At 64.4% G+C, this 17,219-nt stretch carries 15 protein-coding genes; 11 read left to right on the forward strand and 4 right to left on the reverse strand.

Features of this window, described 5'->3' with window-relative positions; genetic code table 11:
• Positions 1-42 precede the first annotated feature (42 nt).
• Positions 43-303 carry a type B 50S ribosomal protein L31 gene (locus tag ABCV34_RS00905; RefSeq protein ID WP_345797372.1) on the reverse strand — a complete coding sequence of 87 codons (261 nt, stop codon included), beginning with the start codon at positions 301-303 and terminating at the stop codon, positions 43-45.
• Positions 304-483: 180 nt separating this feature from the next.
• Complete coding sequence (gene radC / locus ABCV34_RS00910; protein ID WP_345797373.1) at positions 484-1,161, reverse strand: DNA repair protein RadC; 678 nt, start codon at positions 1,159-1,161, stop codon at positions 484-486.
• A gap of 51 nt (positions 1,162-1,212) precedes the next feature.
• Here radC and ABCV34_RS00915 point away from each other — a divergent pair, with 51 nt between their 5' ends.
• The 10 genes from ABCV34_RS00915 (at position 1,213) to ABCV34_RS00960 (ending at position 13,468) form a co-directional block, all read left to right on the forward strand.
• Positions 1,213-1,683 carry an FKBP-type peptidyl-prolyl cis-trans isomerase gene (locus tag ABCV34_RS00915; RefSeq protein WP_345797374.1) on the forward strand — a complete coding sequence of 157 codons (471 nt, stop codon included), beginning with the start codon at positions 1,213-1,215 and terminating at the stop codon, positions 1,681-1,683.
• Positions 1,683-2,678: a 4-hydroxy-3-methylbut-2-enyl diphosphate reductase gene (gene ispH / locus ABCV34_RS00920; protein ID WP_345797375.1), complete on the forward strand. Its 996-nt coding sequence runs from the start codon at positions 1,683-1,685 to the stop codon at positions 2,676-2,678. Before ABCV34_RS00915 ends, ispH begins: the two co-directional genes overlap by 1 nt.
• Positions 2,679-2,733: 55 nt before the next feature.
• Positions 2,734-3,609 (forward strand): NAD(P)-dependent oxidoreductase, encoded by an 876-nt coding sequence (locus ABCV34_RS00925; RefSeq protein ID WP_345797376.1) that lies wholly within the window; start codon positions 2,734-2,736, stop codon positions 3,607-3,609.
• A complete protein-coding gene (locus tag ABCV34_RS00930; protein WP_345797377.1) occupies positions 3,606-5,039 on the forward strand; it encodes a YdgA family protein in 1,434 nt (477 codons plus the stop codon). Before ABCV34_RS00925 ends, ABCV34_RS00930 begins: the two co-directional genes overlap by 4 nt.
• A gap of 436 nt (positions 5,040-5,475) precedes the next feature.
• The gene (locus ABCV34_RS00935) at positions 5,476-6,837 is read left to right on the forward strand and encodes a substrate-binding protein (protein ID WP_345797378.1); all 1,362 of its coding nucleotides are present in this window, start codon (positions 5,476-5,478) and stop codon (positions 6,835-6,837) included.
• Positions 6,838-6,915: 78 nt separating this feature from the next.
• Positions 6,916-7,791, forward strand: coding sequence for a branched-chain amino acid ABC transporter permease (locus tag ABCV34_RS00940; protein WP_345797379.1), 876 nt, complete (start codon positions 6,916-6,918; stop codon positions 7,789-7,791).
• Complete coding sequence (locus ABCV34_RS00945; protein WP_345797380.1) at positions 7,788-9,680, forward strand: branched-chain amino acid ABC transporter ATP-binding protein/permease; 1,893 nt, start codon at positions 7,788-7,790, stop codon at positions 9,678-9,680. Before ABCV34_RS00940 ends, ABCV34_RS00945 begins: the two co-directional genes overlap by 4 nt.
• The gene (locus tag ABCV34_RS00950; RefSeq protein WP_345797381.1) at positions 9,667-10,371 is read left to right on the forward strand and encodes an ABC transporter ATP-binding protein; all 705 of its coding nucleotides are present in this window, start codon (positions 9,667-9,669) and stop codon (positions 10,369-10,371) included. Before ABCV34_RS00945 ends, ABCV34_RS00950 begins: the two co-directional genes overlap by 14 nt.
• Positions 10,372-10,503: 132 nt before the next feature.
• Positions 10,504-11,151, forward strand: coding sequence for a GTP cyclohydrolase II (ribA, locus tag ABCV34_RS00955; protein ID WP_345797383.1), 648 nt, complete (start codon positions 10,504-10,506; stop codon positions 11,149-11,151).
• Between the two features lie 139 nt (positions 11,152-11,290).
• Positions 11,291-13,468: an EAL domain-containing protein gene (locus ABCV34_RS00960; protein ID WP_345797385.1), complete on the forward strand. Its 2,178-nt coding sequence runs from the start codon at positions 11,291-11,293 to the stop codon at positions 13,466-13,468.
• Positions 13,469-13,480: 12 nt separating this feature from the next.
• Here the strand turns inward: ABCV34_RS00960 and ABCV34_RS00965 are convergent, their stop codons facing one another.
• Positions 13,481-15,061 (reverse strand): glycosyltransferase family 39 protein, encoded by a 1,581-nt coding sequence (locus ABCV34_RS00965; RefSeq protein ID WP_345797386.1) that lies wholly within the window; start codon positions 15,059-15,061, stop codon positions 13,481-13,483.
• Between the two features lie 129 nt (positions 15,062-15,190).
• Here ABCV34_RS00965 and lipA point away from each other — a divergent pair, with 129 nt between their 5' ends.
• A complete protein-coding gene (gene lipA, locus ABCV34_RS00970; RefSeq protein WP_345797387.1) occupies positions 15,191-16,177 on the forward strand; it encodes a lipoyl synthase in 987 nt (328 codons plus the stop codon).
• 2 nt (positions 16,178-16,179) lie between these two features.
• Here lipA and ABCV34_RS00975 read toward each other — a convergent pair whose 3' ends face one another.
• Positions 16,180-17,139 (reverse strand): LysR family transcriptional regulator, encoded by a 960-nt coding sequence (locus ABCV34_RS00975; protein ID WP_345797388.1) that lies wholly within the window; start codon positions 17,137-17,139, stop codon positions 16,180-16,182.
• Between the last annotated feature and the right edge of the window lie 80 nt (positions 17,140-17,219).

The raw sequence follows: 17,219 nt of genomic DNA on the forward strand, positions 1-17,219 counted from the left end.
GTATCGGGCCCGGGGCCCGGATGCCACCCAATGTCGCGGCGATTATTTCTTGACGGTGCCGGCCGTGCGGGCGAAGCGGGCGCGGAATTTTTCCACGCGGCCGGTCTCGACGATGCGGGTCTGGGCGCCGGTGTAGAACGGATGCGATTCCGAGGTCACGTCGCACTTGAAGAGCGGGTAGCTCTTGCCGTCGATCTCGGTGGTTTCACGCGCGGACAAAGACGAGCGCGAAATGAATTTGTTGCCGGTCTGCAGGTCCAGGAACACGACCTCGCGGTATTCGGGGTGGATGCCTTCTTTCATGGTGAAGTCCGTAAATATAGTAATGGGGTCGCCAGCCGGATGGATGTCTTTTGACATCAAGATCCTGGCAACGTATCCAGGGTTAGCCAGGAATTCTACCATGTCGCTAGCGTGTGTGGCAAAGACGATCCTGGGTGGCTGGCCGGGCGTACGGATATTGTCCCGGGCAGCGCATGGGGTTCAGATCTGGCCGCGCTCGGCCAGGGACGTGACCTCGGTGGCGCCCACCACCAGATGATCCAGCAGCCGCACGTCTACCAGAGACAGGGCCTGCTTCAGCTGGCGGGTCAGGGCGATGTCGGCCGGGCTGGGTTCGGAGAGCCCGGAAGGGTGATTGTGCGCCAGGATCAGCGCGGCCGCGTGGTGACCCAGGGCAGCCCGGACGACTTCGCGCGGGTAGATCGACGCGTGCGACAGGGTGCCGCGCGCGATCTCCGCGCAGTCGATCAGCTGCAGCTGGGTATCCAGGAACAGGGCGATGCAGTGTTCCACGCGCAGGTGCGCCAGGCGCATGGCGCAGAACTGCTTGACCCGGTCGGGCTGGCTGAGCGCCCGGCCGTTGCGCAGGGGTTCCTCCAGGGCGCGGCGCCCCAATTCCTGGACGGCCAGCAGTTCGCAGGTCTTGGCCGTGCCCAGGCCGGGAAAGGCCAGCAGGGATTCGGCTTCCGCCGACAACAGGCGGCGCAAGCCGCCGAAGTGTTCGACCAGGTCGCGGCCCATATCCACCGCGTTGCGCCCGCGGGTGCCGGTGCGCAGCAGCACGGCCAGCAGTTCGGCGGTGGTCAGCGCATGCACGCCGTGCCGCAGCAGACGTTCGCGAGGACGTTCGCCGCAGGGGGATTGGCTGTCTTGTGGCATGATAGGCCCTAAAATAAGCGGGTTTGACTGATTTTTGAGTGGTGAACCATTTTGACCTCTTCCCATGCCGCAGCGCACGTCCGTCCGGACTCTTATGTCACGCTGCACTACCGCATCGAGCCGCTGACGGGGCCGGCCGCCGGCACCGCATTCGTCGATACGTTTCTGGATCGGCCCGCCACCTTGCAGATGGGGATCGGGCAATGGGCGCCCGGCCTGGAAGCCCTGTTGCTGGACCGTTCCGAAGACGAGCACTTCACGGTGGACCTGCCCGCCGCGCAGGCGTACGGTGACCGCAACCCCGAACTGCTGCGCTGGATCTCGCACGACGAAATGGTGCGCAATGCCCCCCCGGACACGGTGTTCGAAGCGGGTGACATGATCGAATTCGTCGCACCCCAGGGTGGACGCTATTCGGGCGTGCTCAAGACCTTGCAGGGCGATTCCGCATTGTTCGACTTCAACCACCCGCTGGCCGGCATCGATCTGCAGGTCGAAATCCGGATTCTGGGGGTTTTGTGATGACATCCGGCCCTGTCGATTCCGTGTCCACTGATGCGCCGGACGACGCCGCGCCCGAGGTCGTCCTGGCCCAGCCGCGCGGCTTCTGCGCGGGGGTGGATCGCGCCATCGAGATCGTCGAGCGGGCGCTCGAAATCCATGGCGCACCGATCTACGTGCGCCACGAGATCGTCCATAACCGGTACGTGGTCGAGGATTTGCGGGCCAAGGGCGCGGTGTTCATCGACGAACTCGAGGACGCGCCGTCGGGGGCCATTGTGATCTTCTCGGCGCACGGGGTATCGCGGGCCGTGCGGTCAGAGGCCGAACAGCGCGGCCAGCGCATTTTCGATGCGACGTGCCCCCTGGTGACCAAGGTCCACGTCGAAGTCGCCCGCATGCGCCAGGAAGGCCGTGAGGTCATCATGATCGGCCACCGGGGCCACCCCGAGGTCGAAGGCACCCTGGGCCAGGCCGACGACGGCATGTATCTGGTGGAAACCGTCCAGGACGTGCAGGTTCTGCAGGTTCGCGACCCGGGCAACCTGGCGTTCGTGACGCAGACCACACTGTCGATCGACGACGCCGCCCAGGTGGCGGACGCCTTGCGTGCCCGTTTTCCGGGCATTGCGGAACCGAAAAAAAGCGACATCTGCTATGCGACCCAGAATCGCCAGGACGCGGTGCGCGTCATGGCGCCGCAGTGCGATCTGGTGCTGGTGGTGGGCAGCCCCAACAGTTCCAATTCGAACCGCCTGCGCGAAGTGGCCGAACGCAAGGGGGTGACCGCGTATCTGCTGGATCACCCCGATATGATCCGCCCCGAATGGCTGGAAACCGCGCGCCGTGTCGGTGTGACGGCGGGGGCCTCGGCGCCCGAAGCCCTGGTCCAGCAGGTGCTCGACCGCTTGCGGGAACTCGGCGTGCGGTCGGTGCGGCCCCTCGACGGCGTGCGCGAACAGGTGTCCTTCCCATTGCCGCGAGAATTGTCTCGCAAGCTCCACGACGAATCCTGATTTCCCCTCCCAACATCAGTCGCCCATGAACGGATCATGGGCCGGAGACTCATCCATGAAGATCGGCTTTTGCGGATTGGGGCGCATGGGCGTGCCGATGGTCAGGCGCCTGTTGCAGGCGGGCCATCAGGTCCATGTCTGGAATCGTTCCCCGGCGCCCGTGCGTCAGCTGGCGGCCGAAGGCGCGCAGGCACACGCCACACCGCGCGAACTGGCGGATGCCTGCGCCTGGGTGGCCTTGTGCTTGTTCGATGCGGCGGCGGTGGAATCCGTGGTCTTCGGGGCGGACGGCCTGGCAGGGTCCGGTTCGCTGCGGGTTCTGGTCGATCATTCTTCGATTCCGCCGACAGACACCCGGATATTCGCCGACCGCCTGGCGCAGGCCAACGGCGCGATCTGGCTGGATGCGCCGGTGTCCGGCGGGACGGGCGGCGCAGCCGCAGGCACGCTGGCCATCATGGCGGGTGGCCCGGCTGACGTGTGTGATCAGGTCGCACCAGTGCTGCGGGCCTACGCGCAGCGGGTCACCCATCTGGGCCCCGTAGGCGCGGGGCAGGTTGCCAAACTCTGCAATCAGACGATCGTCGCCACCACGATCGCCGCCATCGCCGAAGCCGTGGCCCTGGCGCAGGATGCGGGCGTGGATGCCGTCCGGTTGACCGAGGCGCTGGCGGGTGGCTGGGCCGATTCGACGCTGCTGCGGATCTTTGTGCCTCGGATGACCCAGGCGCCAGCCGAGGCGCAGGCCAGCCTGGACACGATGCTGAAGGACCTGGACACTGTCGCCGCTTTGGCGCGCAGCCAGGGGACCGCCGTCCCCGTGGCGACGGCGGCGGGCCAGAATTACCGGCTGGCCAGCCGCCACGGGCTGGGGGCCGCCGATGTATCCCAATTGATCCGTTTATTCGACCGGGCTGGAGACCGCGCATGAGTCGTCGTTCCCTGAAAGTCATCACCGGCCTGGTGGCCGTCATCGTCGTCGCATATGGCGGCGCCTCGTGGTATGCGGGGCGGCTCGCCCAGCAATCCATCGAATCCTGGGTGGCTCAGGCAAACCAGGAAATCCAGGCCGAATGGACCTCCAACGATCCCCGGCCGGTCCTGCGGATCGACGATTACCGGCGGGGGCTGTTTGCCTCGCAGGTGCGCTATGTCTTTGAATTTCGGGATGACGGCGGGTCCACGCAGACCCTGTCGCTGGAAGATGATTTGCGGCATGGTCCCTGGCCTCTGGCGGCGGTGAAGGCTGGTTTCTGGCGGCCCCTGGCGGCATTCAGCCAGGTGCGCCCCCTGCCAGGCGGCCCCTGGCAGCCCTGGTTCGACGCGCTGCCTGGCGGGACTGCGCCCTGGGAGGCGGATTCCCGGGTGGGGTTCGACGGCCACATCGCGTCGGTCTGGCGCTTCGTCCCGGTGCACGCCGCGGACAAGAGCCTGGATTTCAGCGGCGGGACGCTGACGGTGGACCATGATTCCCGGGACCGGCGGACCGTGCTGTCCGGGCATATGGACTCGCTGGATGTCCTGGCGCCGGATTCGGGTGCCAGGGTTCAGCTGCAGGGGCTGGAATTCGACAGTCAGACCACGCGTAGCGGGGATGCCGATCTGCAGTCCCGTCAGCGGATCCGCCTGAACCAGGCCCGCTTCCTCAGCCCCGAATCCGGCGAGGTGCTCTTTCGTCAGCCGTCGTTCGGCATGGAGGCCGCGCGCACCGGCAGTCTGCTCGACAGCCGCGTCCAGTACGATCTGGGGCAGGTGCGGGTCGGTTCGCAGGACATGGGCACGATGCAGCTCAAGGCGTCCGTCGAACAGCTGGATATCGTCGCCCTGCGGCCGCTGATCCTGGCGCTGGAACAGATCCAGGCCAACCGGGGCGATGATTCGGCCCCGTTGTCGGCCCAGGACGAGCAGCGCTTGCGGATCCTGATGATGCCTGTCCTGGCGTCCTCGCCGCGCGTGTCCCTCGATACGCTGAACTGGACCACTCCCCAGGGCAGGACCGAGATCCGGGCCCAGGCGCAGTTCCGGCCGGCTGGCGACGATGCGCCACAGGACCTGGGCGGCCTGATCGAACAAGGCATCGGTCAGGTGTCGGCGCATCTGCTGTTGTCCAAACCCATGCTGCTGCAGGTGCTGCGCCAGAGCCAGACAGGCGGCAATCCGGACGTGGCTATCGCCCTGTTCAGCATGATGTTCGATCAGTATGCGGGCCGTCTCGAGCGCCAGGGGCTGGTGAGCCAGAAAGATGGCCAGGTGCTGGCCGATGTCCGTTATGCCGATGGCCGGATGACGGTCAATGGGACAGAGATGACGCCCGCCGCCTTTGCCGGCCGCGTCGATTCGGCCCTGGGGATGGGAAACTGAAATCCGATAGTTTTTGCTTGAATCAACGGGGTCCTGGCGGACCCCGTTCTTATTTTGCAGTGCAATATGACAGAACAATCCAACCTGCGGATTTCCCTTACGCATAAACCCTGATTTTATTGCATTGCATCAATTTTCAGATTATCTGAATATCACTCAATATCAACGGCTTGGACGTTTTTTAAATCGATATTGTCGTATCCGGTTCAATGGGGGTTGGCCGTCTCTCTGCGGTGTTCAAAATTCACGTAAGTTCTGCGTAAGTTTCAAATTTCCTAATAACGTCACGCAGAAATCCGACTGTCTGTTTCTCTGCACGATAAAAACAAAGCTGCTTCGAGCATAAAAACAAAGCGCGGGTGATTGACTGAAACACAGTTCCTCAGCCGGGTGCCATCGGTGTCCGGGACCACTCAAAAAATCAGGAGACGAAACAATGAAAGACAACAATTCGTTGGGTCAAGCCATGCAGGCGCAGGTCAAGCGCCGTTCCGTGCTCAAGGCCGGCGCGGCCGGGGTGGCAGGCGGCATGCTGCTGCCCGCCACGGCCCGGGTTGCGATGGCGGAAGACAAGAAGCCCCTGGGCGCCTGGCCGGCGGGCGCCAATGGCGACTCCGTGTTCGTGGGCCTGACGGTTGACCTGACCGGTCCGTATTCCGCCCAGGGTGCCGAACAGAAGAACGGCTACGAGCTGGCCGCCGAACAGATCAACGCGGGAGCCCCGCAGGTCCAGAAGCTCTCTCCCCTGATCAAGAAAGGCATCCTGGGCAAGAAACTGGTGCTGGGCTCGGCCGACGCCGAAACCAAGCCCAATACCGGCGTGCAGGCCGCCACGCGCTTCATTCATGACAACAAGGCGCTGATGGTCGCCGGCAGCACCAGCAGCGCGGTGGCCATCGCCCTGCAGAAAGTCTGCAACCGCGAACACACGCCTTATTTCACGGCCATTTCGGGTTCCAACGAAACCACCGGCGTGGACTGCCAGCGTTACGGCTTTCGTCTGTGCTATTTCGCCTATATGGCCTGCAAGGCCATCGCGCCGGTCGTCGCGAAGGAACTCGGCAAGAATCGCAAGGCCGCGTACCTGACGCCGGATTACACCTACGGCCACACGACCACCCAGTCGATGAAGGAATTCACCGAGAAGGAAGGCTGGAAGACCGTCACCAATCAGGTCCACCCGCTGGGCGCGAAGGATTACAGCTCGTACCTGATCAACATCGCCAACACGGATGCCGATGTGTTGGTCGTCGTGGCCTATGGGGCCGACGCCGCCAACGCCATCAAGCAGGCCAAGCAGTTCGGTCTGCTCGACAAGATGAAGATCGTGATCCCCTACATGTCCGCCTACCTCGAAAAAGAAGTCGGTGCCGACATCATGCAAGGCGTCTACGCCGCGCAGGGTTTCTGGTGGACGATGCAGGACAACAATCCGGTCGCCAAGGACTTCGTCGAGGCCTACGAGAAGAAGTTCGGCGGCAAGCCCCGGGATTCGGCCATGTATGCCTACCTGGCCCTGGTGTTGTGGGCCGATGCGGTGGAACGGGCCAAGAGCTTCTATCCGGTGGATGTCGTCAAGGCCCTGGAAGCCGGCGAGGTGCGTGACAGCCCGGTGGGCAAGGTCACTTTCCGCGCCGAGGACCACCAGGGGATCGTCGACTTCCCGATCCTGCGCGGCAAGAAACCGGCCGACATGAAGAATCCGGAAGACTTCTTCGAGATCGTCCAGGTCGTCAACGGCAAGGACGTCCTGCCGACAGTGGGCCTGCTGGGTTGCAAGATGGGTGGCTACGCCTAAGCGCCGGAGCCCGGCCGCGCCCCGATCCCGAGGCGCGGCCGGGCGCGGTTTTCCGGAACTTTCACAGGAGGCAACTCGATGCCGAGCATGTCCTTGTTTCTGTCTCAGCTGTTCAACGGGCTGGCCACCGGCTTGTTGCTGGCGCTCATCAGTACCGGCTTGACCATCATCTACGGCACGCTCGGTGTCATCAATTTTGCCCACGGCGCTCTGTTCGTCGTGGGGGGCTATGCGGGCTATACCGTGTATGGCCTGACAGGTTCATTTGTCCTGGCTGTCGCTGGCGGGGCCGCCGTCGCGCTGGCGTGCGGGCTTGTCATGGAACGGGGCCTGATGCGCAAATACTACAGCCGTCCGCCGGAGGACCAGATCCTGGTCACGTTCGGCATCAGCATCATTCTGGTCGAGATCGTGCGCGGCCTGTACGGCGGGGTCAGCCTGTCAGTCACTCCGCCTGACTGGGGCACGGGCATCGCCCGCATCGGGTCGCTGATCTACCCGCTGTATCGGCTGGAGACCCTGGGCATTGCCGCTGTCACCTTGCTGCTGCTGTACTTCGTGCTGTATCGCACCAGCCTGGGCCTGATCGTGCGCGCCGGGATCGAGGATGCGCAGATGGTCAACGCGCTGGGCATCAACGTCAAACGCACCTTCCTGCTGGTGTTCGGCATCGGGGCGATGGCAGCGGGCTTCGCCGGCGTCATCAATTCCCCGATCGTGGCGCTGACGCCCGACATGGGATTCCGCTATCTGGTCGAATCCTTTGTGGTGGTGGTGATCGGCGGGGTCGGGTCCTTCCCGGGCGCCGTGGTGGGCGGCATCATTGCCGGTGAAATTCTCAGCCTGACGGCCATGATCAATCCCCAGTATTCGGACGTGATGCTCTTTGTCGCCATGGCGCTGGTTCTGATCTTTCGTCCGCAAGGTCTCATGGGGCAGGAGGGACGGGAATGAATTCGATTCAAACAAGTACGGCGGACGGGGCCGGTGTGACCGCGAAGCCGACCCGCGCGACCCGCTCGCGAGGCGGCGTGACGCGCGGCCGGCTTCCGGAAATGCTGGTGGGTCTTGGCCTGATCTTGGCGCCCTTCGTCCTGCCGGCCGTGGGCATGAGCCCGGATCTGCTCACGCGGATCCTGATCTGGGGCCTGTTTGGCCTGGGCTTCGATCTGCTGTTCGGCTATACGGGCCTGTTGTCCTTCGGCCAGGCGGCCTTCTATGGCACGGGCGGTTTCGTCACGGCGTATCTGCTGACCGATGGCGTCGTGTCCAACATGTTGCTGGCGTTGCTGATCGGCACCGTGGTAGCGGCGATCGCCGGCCTGGTGATCGGCTACCTGACCCTGCGCCGCACCGGGATCTATTTCGCCATGAGCACCCTGGCCTTCGGCGAAATGTTCTATTTCCTGGAGAACTCGTCCTTCAAGGACTACACCGGGGGCGAAAACGGCATTGCGGGTGTGCCGCCACCCGAACTGTCGCTGGGGTTCATCAACATCCACATTTCCAGCGGTTGGCCGATGTACTGGTTCGTGGCGGTGATCTTCTTCCTGGGCTATCTGGTTGCCCGCCGCATCGTGCGATCGCCGTTCGGCGCGGTGCTCAAGGCGATTCAGGGCAACCCGAAGCGTGCGACCGCCCTGGGGCATTCCATCCAGACCTACAAGCTGATGGTGTTCGTGGTCGCGGCCGCCTATGGCGGGTTGGCGGGTGGCTTGCTGGGGTTGTTCCAGTCCTACATGCCGCCGGATGCCTTCTCCCTGGATACGTCCGCCCAGCTGGTCATCCAGACTGTGATGGGCGGGGCGGGGACCCTGCTGGGCCCGCTGCTGGGGGCCACCATCTGGCTGTATCTGTACGAAGGCCTGCAACAGGTCGGCAATCTGGGGCCGTACTGGAAACTGATTCTGGGCGTGGTGTTCGTCGTTCTGGTGACGGTGTTCCGTCATGGAGTGGCGGGTGGCATCCTGGAATTCGTGCATCGCCGCCAGCGGCAACTGCCAGCCGATCTGGACCAGTCCGTCAGTCAGCATGTCGCGTCCTCCCTGGATATCGTGCCACCGTTGAAGTCCACCCGGCCCGGCGCGCCAGTGCTGGAAGCCCGGGGCGTCAGCAAGCATTATGGCGGCCTGAAGGCCAATACCGACATTGACTTCACGCTGCGTGAAGGCGAACTGCACGGCGTGATCGGGCCCAACGGGGCGGGTAAATCCACGTTCTTCGCGATGCTGGCGGGCGAACTGCCCACCACCACCGGCAAGGTCTTCTTCCGGGGGCAGGAGATCACCGGTATCGGCGTCACCTCGGTCTGCCAGCTGGGCATGAGCAAGAGCTATCAGATCAACCAGCTCTTCGAACACCTGACCGTGCGTCAGAACGTCATGATTCCGGTTCTGGCGCGGATGCGCGGGCGTTATCGCAACGATCTGCTCAGCAGCCTGCATTCCGAGCACCTGGATTCCCAGGTCAACGCGGCCATTGCCATGGTGGACCTCGGTCTCCATGCGGATACGCGGGTCTCGGACATGTCCTACGGCGAAAAGCGCCGCCTGGAAATCGGTTTGGCGCTGGCCACCGGCGCCAATGTCCTGCTGTTCGACGAACCGCTCGCCGGTCTGGGACCCGAGGAACGCGTGCTGGTCGTCTCGCTGCTGAAGTCCATCCGGGCGGGCCGCAGCATGGTGATCGTCGAACACGATATGGATGCCATGTTCGAACTGGCCGAACGCATTACCGTGCTCTATGAAGGCCGCAAGCTGGCCGAGGGCACGCCCGACGAAATCCGTCAGGACCCGGCGGTCCAGGCGGCCTACCTGGGAGGGATGGACGATGAGTCTGCTTGAAGTCGACAAGATCAACAGCTATTACGGGGATTCGCACATCCTGTTCGATGTCACGATGCGCATCGAGGAACACGAGGTCGTCGCCCTGCTGGGGCGCAATGGGGCCGGCAAGAGCACGACGCTGAAATCCCTGATGGGCATGGTCGAGGTCAAATCCGGCACGATCCGGCACCGGGGGGTGGAGATCCAGCATCTGCAGCCCTATGGCCGCGCCGCGCTGGGCATCCAGCTCGTGCCCGAGGAACGCCGGGTGTTCGGTTCGATCTCCGTGCAGGAAAACCTGCAGCTGGCGGCCATGACAGCCGAAAAACCGCGCACGCTCGACGAAATCTACACGACCTTTCCGCGCCTGGCCGAGCGCAAGCGCAACCGGGGCAAGCAGCTCTCGGGGGGCGAGCAGCAGATGCTGGCGATCGCCCGGGCGATGATCCGCAATGCGGACATCATCCTGCTCGACGAGCCGTTCGAGGGCCTGGCACCGATCATCGTGCGGGATCTGATGGCCGTCTGCCGCCAGCTGGCCGATGCGGGACAGACGATCGTCATCGTCGAACAGAACGTGCGGGCGGCCCTGGCTCTGGCCGACCGCAGCTATATCGTCAACAATGGTCATGTGGTGTACGAGGGCACGCCCAAGGACCTGCACGAAAACGGCGAGATCATCGAGCGTTATCTCGGGGTCAAGGCCTGATTCGCGCCGGCCCGGACGGGCGATTTTCGGACCTCGCTTGTGCGGGGTCCTTTTTTCATCCGCCGGCCCGAAGTATGGCGCCGGTGCACGGTGTTAACCTATAGTCTGTTTCATTTTCATCGTTCGTTCCACATGCCCACCTCTCCTGGTGCCGCCCCCGCTGCGGACAGCGACCTGTTGCAGTATGTCGCCTCCAGCCAATTGCCCACGCCCTGGGCCATCTTCCGGATCCACGCCTTCGTCGAACCCGCAACGGGCAAGGAACACGTGGCCCTGACACTGGGCAACCCGGGCGCGGATGCCCCCGTGCTGGCTCGCATCCATTCCGAATGCCTGACGGGCGATGCGCTGTTCAGTCAGCGCTGCGACTGCGGCGCCCAGCTGGAAGCCGCCATACAGCGCATCGCGGAAGAAGGCTGCGGCATCATCATGTATCTGCGCCAGGAAGGCCGGGGCATTGGCCTGCTGAACAAGATCCGGGCCTATCAGCTGCAGGACGAGGGGGCCGATACGGTCGAGGCCAATGAACGGTTGGGTTTTCCCGCCGACCTGCGCCGCTACGATCTGTGCCGTCCGATGTTGGCGCATTTCGGTATCCGCAGCGTGCGCCTGATGACCAATAATCCACGCAAGGAACGCGTGCTGGCGGACATGGGCATCACCATCGCCGAACACATTCCGCTGCAGGTCAATCGCAACCCCTATAACGAGCAATACCTGCGCACCAAGGCCCGCAAGCTCGGCCATCAGTTCAAGGAATACTTCGGCGAGGCGCCTTGAAGCCACCTCGGGCCCGGCACGGTCGCTCACGATATTACTGATGGTGACGGGACTGACAATGTGTTAAAAGACTGGGTGTCGCAGGGTCCTTTGGCGGTCTCATGATGGTCCACTCCTCGCATCCACCCGGTTCCGTGTGATGTTTCCCCCATCCGCACCCATACGTCCGTTCCATAACCAGGATTCCGGCCCCGCCAGCGTGATGCCGCCCGTCGAATCTTCCGATCGCTCCCATATCCTGGCCTTGCTGCGTCTGGGTGATTTTTCCCAGGATGCGTTTTTCGCGACCGACACGCAGGGTGCCATCCTCTACATGAACCGCAGCGCCGAACGCCTGTTCGGCTATCGGCGCGGAGACGCGGTCGGCTTGCGCGTGGATGCGTTGTTGCCCGACGTGGCCGAGGTCAATGCGCGGCTCGACCAGGAAGGCGCGCGCAACGCCCTGCTGTGGCGGGGCCGCGGACAGCACCGGCAGCACATGGCCCTCAATCTGGCCGGGGCGGCCACGCAGATTTGCTCGCAGACGGGGCACAGTCACCTGTACATCATGCGCCAGCATCGTGGTGGCCTAAGCGACACCGACCGCCAGGCGGAACTCGCCTCGCTGGTCTATCGCAGCACCAGCGAGGGCATGCTGGTGCTCGATCCCAGGGGCGTCATCCTGGATGTCAACCCGGCTTTCGTCAGCCTGCGCGGGCGTGCCGAATCCGACGTGGTGGGCCGCCATGTGCGCTGCCTGAATTCGCCGTGCCATGACCGTGAGTTCTATCGGGTCATGTGGCGCACCGTGATGGAAACAGGCAGCTGGCAAGGCGAACATTGGGGCCAGCACGTCAACGGCGAACTCTACCCCGAATGGCTCAGCATCAACACCTCGTTCAACGACCAGGGGGAAGTCCACCGCCGGGTGATGATCTTCTCCAATATCGCCGAGATCAAGCAGGCCGAAGCCATCATCTGGAAGCAGGCCAATTTCGACCGGCTCACCGATCTGCCCAACCGGCAGATGTTTCATGACCGGCTCGAACAGAGCATCCTCAAGGCGCGCCGCACGGGTGGGCGCATTGGCCTGCTATTCCTGGACCTGGATCGCTTCAAGGAAATCAACGACACGCTGGGCCATGCCATGGGCGACGAGCTTCTGAAGGAAGCCTCCCGCCGCCTGAGCGCCTGCGTGCGGCAAAGCGACACGGTCGCCCGCCTGGGGGGCGACGAGTTCACGGTCCTGCTGGACGGCGTGCACGAACCCCGCGATGTCGAACGCCTGACCCGGGCGATCCTGCGATCGCTGGCCGAGCCCTTCCGGCTGGGTGTTGAAACCGTCTTCATTTCCACCAGCATTGGCATTACCTTCTATCCCGACGACGCCACCGATGCCGAGACCTTGCTGAACAACGCCGACCAGGCCATGTATTCGGCGAAGGCCGAAGGCCGCAACCGCAGCTGCTACTTCACCCTGTCCATGCAGGAACGGGCCCAGAAACGGATGCGTCTGGTCAACGATCTGCACCTGGCGCTCGACCAGAATCAGTTCTCGCTGGATTTCCAGCCGATCGTGGATCTGCGCAGCGGGCGCGTGGTCAAGGCCGAAACCCTGCTGCGTTGGCATCATCCGGTGCGCGGCCTGGTTTCACCCGCCGAATTCATTCCCCTGGCCGAGGAAACCGGCATCATCCGGCCCTTGGGCGACTGGGTTTTCTGCGAAGCCACGCGGCAGATTTCGGAATGGCGCAACCGGTTCGACCGGGACATCCAGGTCAGCGTCAATATCTCGCCGGCGCAGTTGCGCCACGAAGGCCTGGATCTGGCCTTCTGGAGCACGCACCTGAACACGCTGGGCCTGGCCTCCCGCCATGTCATCATCGAAATCACCGAGGGCCTGCTGATCGATTCGGGGGACGACCGCATCCGCCTCCAGCTCGAAGCCTTCCGCACGGCGGGCATGCAGGTGGCGCTCGATGATTTCGGGACGGGCTATTCGTCCCTGTCCTATCTGCGTAAATTCGACATCGACTTCCTGAAGATCGATCAGTCCTTCGTCGCCAACCTCAGTCGCGGCAGTGCCGATCATGCCTTGTGCGAAGCCATCATCCTGCTGGCGCACAAACTGGGTCTGAGCGTGGTGGCCGAGGGCATCGAGACACCCCGGCAATACGATCTGCTGGCGGCGGCCGGCTGCGATTTCGGCCAAGGCTACCTGTTCGCCCGCCCCATGGCGGCGCATATGTTCGAAGGGCTGCTGGCCGTTGGCGCCGACGTGCGGCCGGCGCATGCCCGGCAGGGCGGGGCGGCGGAACATACCGCGTCGGACCGCTGACCCGTCAGGCGATCAGCGCGGATTCTTCAGGCAATCGGGTGTGGCCGGCAGGACGGCCCAGTGCAGATCGATGCGCGGGCCCTTCGGGGCGGACCACGGCACTTCATCCACACCCTTCCAGCGGGCCGCGTCATACAGAGCCTGTACTGCGGCGGACGGTGCCGCCCGGCCAACGTCGCTGAAAGCGACGACGGCGCCACATGACAGGGCGGTCCCGGGGGCGAACCAGGGCGACTGTTCGTCGCTGGCGTCGATGTAGACCTGGGTTTTCGGGCTGACGTGAACGGCGATGTTGCCGCCCATCCAGGTATTGGACACGATCACCCGCAAAGGCCGTCCCGGCTGATATTGCTGCCAGTGCCGCACGGCCAGCTCCGCGAGCGCGGATCCGGGGTAGGTCGAACGGGCGGCTCTGCCGGCCGCCTCGGCCAGCGGCCCGCGGGCAATGGCGTAACCCAGGGCCATCACGAGGTGCAGTCCGGCGACCAGGATCAGGATACGCCGCAGCTGGACACCATCCTGCCCACGCAGCCACCACAGGCCATAGAAGCCGAACAGCACAAAGAAGGTGCTGGCCCACGATGCTTCCAGCCGGGACCCCAGCAAGGCGGAGACCAGAACCGTCGCGACGAAGGGCGTCAGGCCCACCCAAAGCAGGAACCGGCGGTCGTGGGCGGAAAAATCGTGCAGGTACCGGGGCATCCGGCGGCCGGGATCGAAGGATTCGTCATTGGCGGCATACCCCGGGGCGCGGTCCCCCGCGCGCCGGCGCCAAAAGGCCCAGGCCACCAGCGCCAGCACCATCGGGGCGACGCGCCCGATCTGATCCAGAACGAACGAGAGCAGCTCGCCCAGGGCGACCAGGCGGCCACCCGCCTGCAGCGAGGCGTCGGCGTAGAACAGGGGTTCGAAACGGTGCTGGGCCAGCCACCACAGGTGGGGGCTCAGGATCAGCAGAAAGGCGCCGGTGGCCCATAGCACGCCCCGCCAGGTACGGCCGCTGCGCAGGGCTCCGGTGCGCAGCAGATACAGGAAGAACGCGGCGAACTGGATCAGCGCGCTGTACTTGGTCATCATCGCCAGGCCGCAGACGGCGCCCAGCAGCACCCAATCGCGGGCCCGCTGGCTGCGCGTGGCCCGGTAAAAGAGCCAGATCGACGCGGTGATGGACCACAGTTGCGCCGTGTTGTGGTTGTAGATGGTGCCGCGCAGGGAAAAGTAGGCCGTCACCGATACCAGCAGGGTGGCGATCAGGGCGCGGTGCGGGGTCGTCAGCTCGCATCCCAGCTTCCAGACGAACCACAGCCCCAGCGCGGAAAAAATCTGGCCCATCAGAAACGGCAGCCAGACCGGACGGCCGAACAGGTCGATGGCGAAATGCATGAACCAGGACGGCAGGGGCGGGTGCTTGGTGTAGCCCAGTTCCAGGCTGGCGCCCCAGACCAGTTCCTCCATGCCGTCCAGATCGGGCGCCGAATGGCTGATTGCGCAGAGCACCGTCCACAGCGCCACCATGCCCAGCAGACAGAACAGCACCAGCGCAGTGCCAGGGGGGCGCGCCAACAGAGGAATCTTGGGGGGGGAGGCCAGCATGGCCGCCAGTATACAGAGCCCGATGCGGGTAGGGGAATCGGCAGGGTGCCCGGGCACCCCATGGTACTATCGCCTCCAGGCGAGCGCCGGGGCTGACGCACGCCCGTTTCCATTTTGCACAGGTTTCCCATGACGACCGAAGTCCCTATCATCCGCGCCCGTTCGGGATCGAAATTCACCAGCCCGCAGGGCACCCGCGCCGTCAAGGACGGCATGCGGCCCAGCGAGCTGTCCGAAATCCCCGACTCCGCCCCCAAGCCCTCCTGGCTGCGGGTGCGCATCCCGTCGGGCGAGCGCTACCAGGAAGTCCGCGAGATCGTCGAGACGCACAAGCTCAATACCGTCTGCGCGGAATCCAAATGCCCGAACATCGCCGAATGCTGGGGGCGGGGGACCGCCACCCTGATGCTGATGGGATCGGTCTGTACGCGGGCCTGTAAATTCTGCGCGGTCAGCACGGGCAACCCGCATGGCTGGCTGGATCACAATGAGCCGGCCAGCGTGGCCGACGCCGTGGCCCTGATGCAGCTGAAGTACGTGGTGCTGACCTCGGTGGACCGCGACGATCTGATCGATGGCGGGGCGGGCCATTACGCGGCCTGCATCCGCGCCATCCACGAGCGGTCGCCGCACACCGCCGTCGAGGCGCTGACGCCGGATTTCCAGGGCAACCATGGCTGCGTGGAAACCATCCTGGATGCCGGCTTGACGACGTTCGCCCAGAATCTGGAAACAGTCGAACGGCTGACCCACGTCGTGCGCGATGTGCGCGCCGGTTATCAGCAGACGCTGGACGTCCTGGCGCACGCCAAGTCCTACGCACCCCACACACTGACCAAGACCAGCATGATGCTCGGGCTGGGCGAAACCGACGACGAAATCGAGCAGGCCATGGACGACATCCGGGCGGCCAACGTCGATATCCTGACCTTTGGCCAGTACATGCGGCCCACCGCCAATCACCTGCCGGTGCGCCGCTTTGTCACGCCTGAACAGTTCCGCGCGTTTCGCGACCTGGGACTGTCCAAGGGCTTCCGCGAGGTCGTCTCCGGCGCCCTGGTCCGTTCCAGCTATCGGGCCGAACAGGTACTGCAAAAGGAAAACGTGGGTCTTTGACCTCAGGTTGCGGGCTTGCCACGCGCGGATTCGTCCGGTCGTGGATCTTCGGGCGGCGTATCGCCCTCGATCGACAGCCCCGACTTCCTGACCTGGCGTTCCAGTTCGTCGGCCAGGTCGCGGCACGCCGGGCCGGGGAATTCGGGCCGGGCAAACACCCGGTACAGCATGGCGTAGCGGTGCCGCCCCTCGATCAGCGGCAGGGGCAGCAGCCGGCCGTCCGCCAGTTCATCCCGGATGCTCAGTTCCGGGTACCAGGCAAAGCCCAGTCCCGAGCAGGCGGCGCGGATCGAGCTGGATGGATGGCTGAAGGTCCAGCGCTGTTCGGCATCCAGCCAGCCGGCGCTTTGGCGCTGTGATCCCGAGTCCCGGATCACCAGTTGCCGGTGCTGCCGCAGATCCGCCCATTCCAGCGGGCGCCCCAGGGCGTGCAGCGCATGGGAAGGCGCGGCCGCAGCCACGAAGCGGATCTGCAGCAACGGTTCGCCACTGAACCCCTGGGGAATTCGGGGTGTGATCACCAGATCGGCCTCGCGGCGCAGCAGAGCCTCGTCCGTGCCACTGAGCACGGTTTCCAGGATCTCGATGCGGGTGGTGGCGCAGTCCGGACTGAAGGCCTCCAGCGCCTGCAACAGCAGCCATTCCGGGAACAATGCGTCCACCGCCAGCCGCAACAGGGGTTCGCGGCCGATCGCCAGCTGGCGGGCGGCGGACTCCAGGCCCCGGGCATGTTCCACCAGCAGGCGCGCGCGCTGCAGCAGGATCTGGCCGGCCGATGTCGGGACGGCGCGCCGGCCTTCCTGGCGAAACACGCGCAGCCCCAGCTGGTCTTCCAGGCGCTGGACGGCGTAGCTGACCGACGACTGGCTTTTCCCCAGGGCCTCGGCAGCCTGGGCATAGCCGCCGTGATCGACGACCGCGAGGAGCGCCTGCCAGTGGGCGATAGGGATAATATCGTTCATATCTAAATATTCGATAAAAAAGCGCTTGTTTTTTCAGTTGTTTATCGAATTATATGATTCATAATGGATGTCATCTGAAT

This window comes from Castellaniella sp. MT123, from assembly GCF_039614765.1.
GTDB lineage: Bacteria > Pseudomonadota > Gammaproteobacteria > Burkholderiales > Burkholderiaceae_B > Castellaniella.

Excerpts from the sequence above, each read along its gene's own strand:
- ABCV34_RS00925 (WP_345797376.1), top strand. The coding sequence starts at position 2,734 with ATGAAGATCGGCTTTTGCGGATTGGGGCGCATGGGCGTGCCGATGGTC.
- lipA (WP_345797387.1), top strand. The coding sequence starts at position 15,191 with ATGACGACCGAAGTCCCTATCATCCGCGCCCGTTCGGGATCGAAATTC.
- ABCV34_RS00975 (WP_345797388.1), bottom strand. The coding sequence starts at position 17,139 with ATGAACGATATTATCCCTATCGCCCACTGGCAGGCGCTCCTCGCGGTC.
- ABCV34_RS00945 (WP_345797380.1), top strand. The coding sequence starts at position 7,788 with ATGAATTCGATTCAAACAAGTACGGCGGACGGGGCCGGTGTGACCGCG.
- ABCV34_RS00965 (WP_345797386.1), bottom strand. The coding sequence starts at position 15,061 with ATGCTGGCCTCCCCCCCCAAGATTCCTCTGTTGGCGCGCCCCCCTGGC.
- radC (WP_345797373.1), bottom strand. The coding sequence starts at position 1,161 with ATGCCACAAGACAGCCAATCCCCCTGCGGCGAACGTCCTCGCGAACGT.
- ABCV34_RS00940 (WP_345797379.1), top strand. The coding sequence starts at position 6,916 with ATGCCGAGCATGTCCTTGTTTCTGTCTCAGCTGTTCAACGGGCTGGCC.
- ABCV34_RS00930 (WP_345797377.1), top strand. The coding sequence starts at position 3,606 with ATGAGTCGTCGTTCCCTGAAAGTCATCACCGGCCTGGTGGCCGTCATC.
- ABCV34_RS00935 (WP_345797378.1), top strand. The coding sequence starts at position 5,476 with ATGAAAGACAACAATTCGTTGGGTCAAGCCATGCAGGCGCAGGTCAAG.
- ispH (WP_345797375.1), top strand. The coding sequence starts at position 1,683 with ATGACATCCGGCCCTGTCGATTCCGTGTCCACTGATGCGCCGGACGAC.
- ribA (WP_345797383.1), top strand. The coding sequence starts at position 10,504 with ATGCCCACCTCTCCTGGTGCCGCCCCCGCTGCGGACAGCGACCTGTTG.
- ABCV34_RS00960 (WP_345797385.1), top strand. The coding sequence starts at position 11,291 with ATGTTTCCCCCATCCGCACCCATACGTCCGTTCCATAACCAGGATTCC.
- ABCV34_RS00905 (WP_345797372.1), bottom strand. The coding sequence starts at position 303 with ATGAAAGAAGGCATCCACCCCGAATACCGCGAGGTCGTGTTCCTGGAC.
- ABCV34_RS00950 (WP_345797381.1), top strand. The coding sequence starts at position 9,667 with ATGAGTCTGCTTGAAGTCGACAAGATCAACAGCTATTACGGGGATTCG.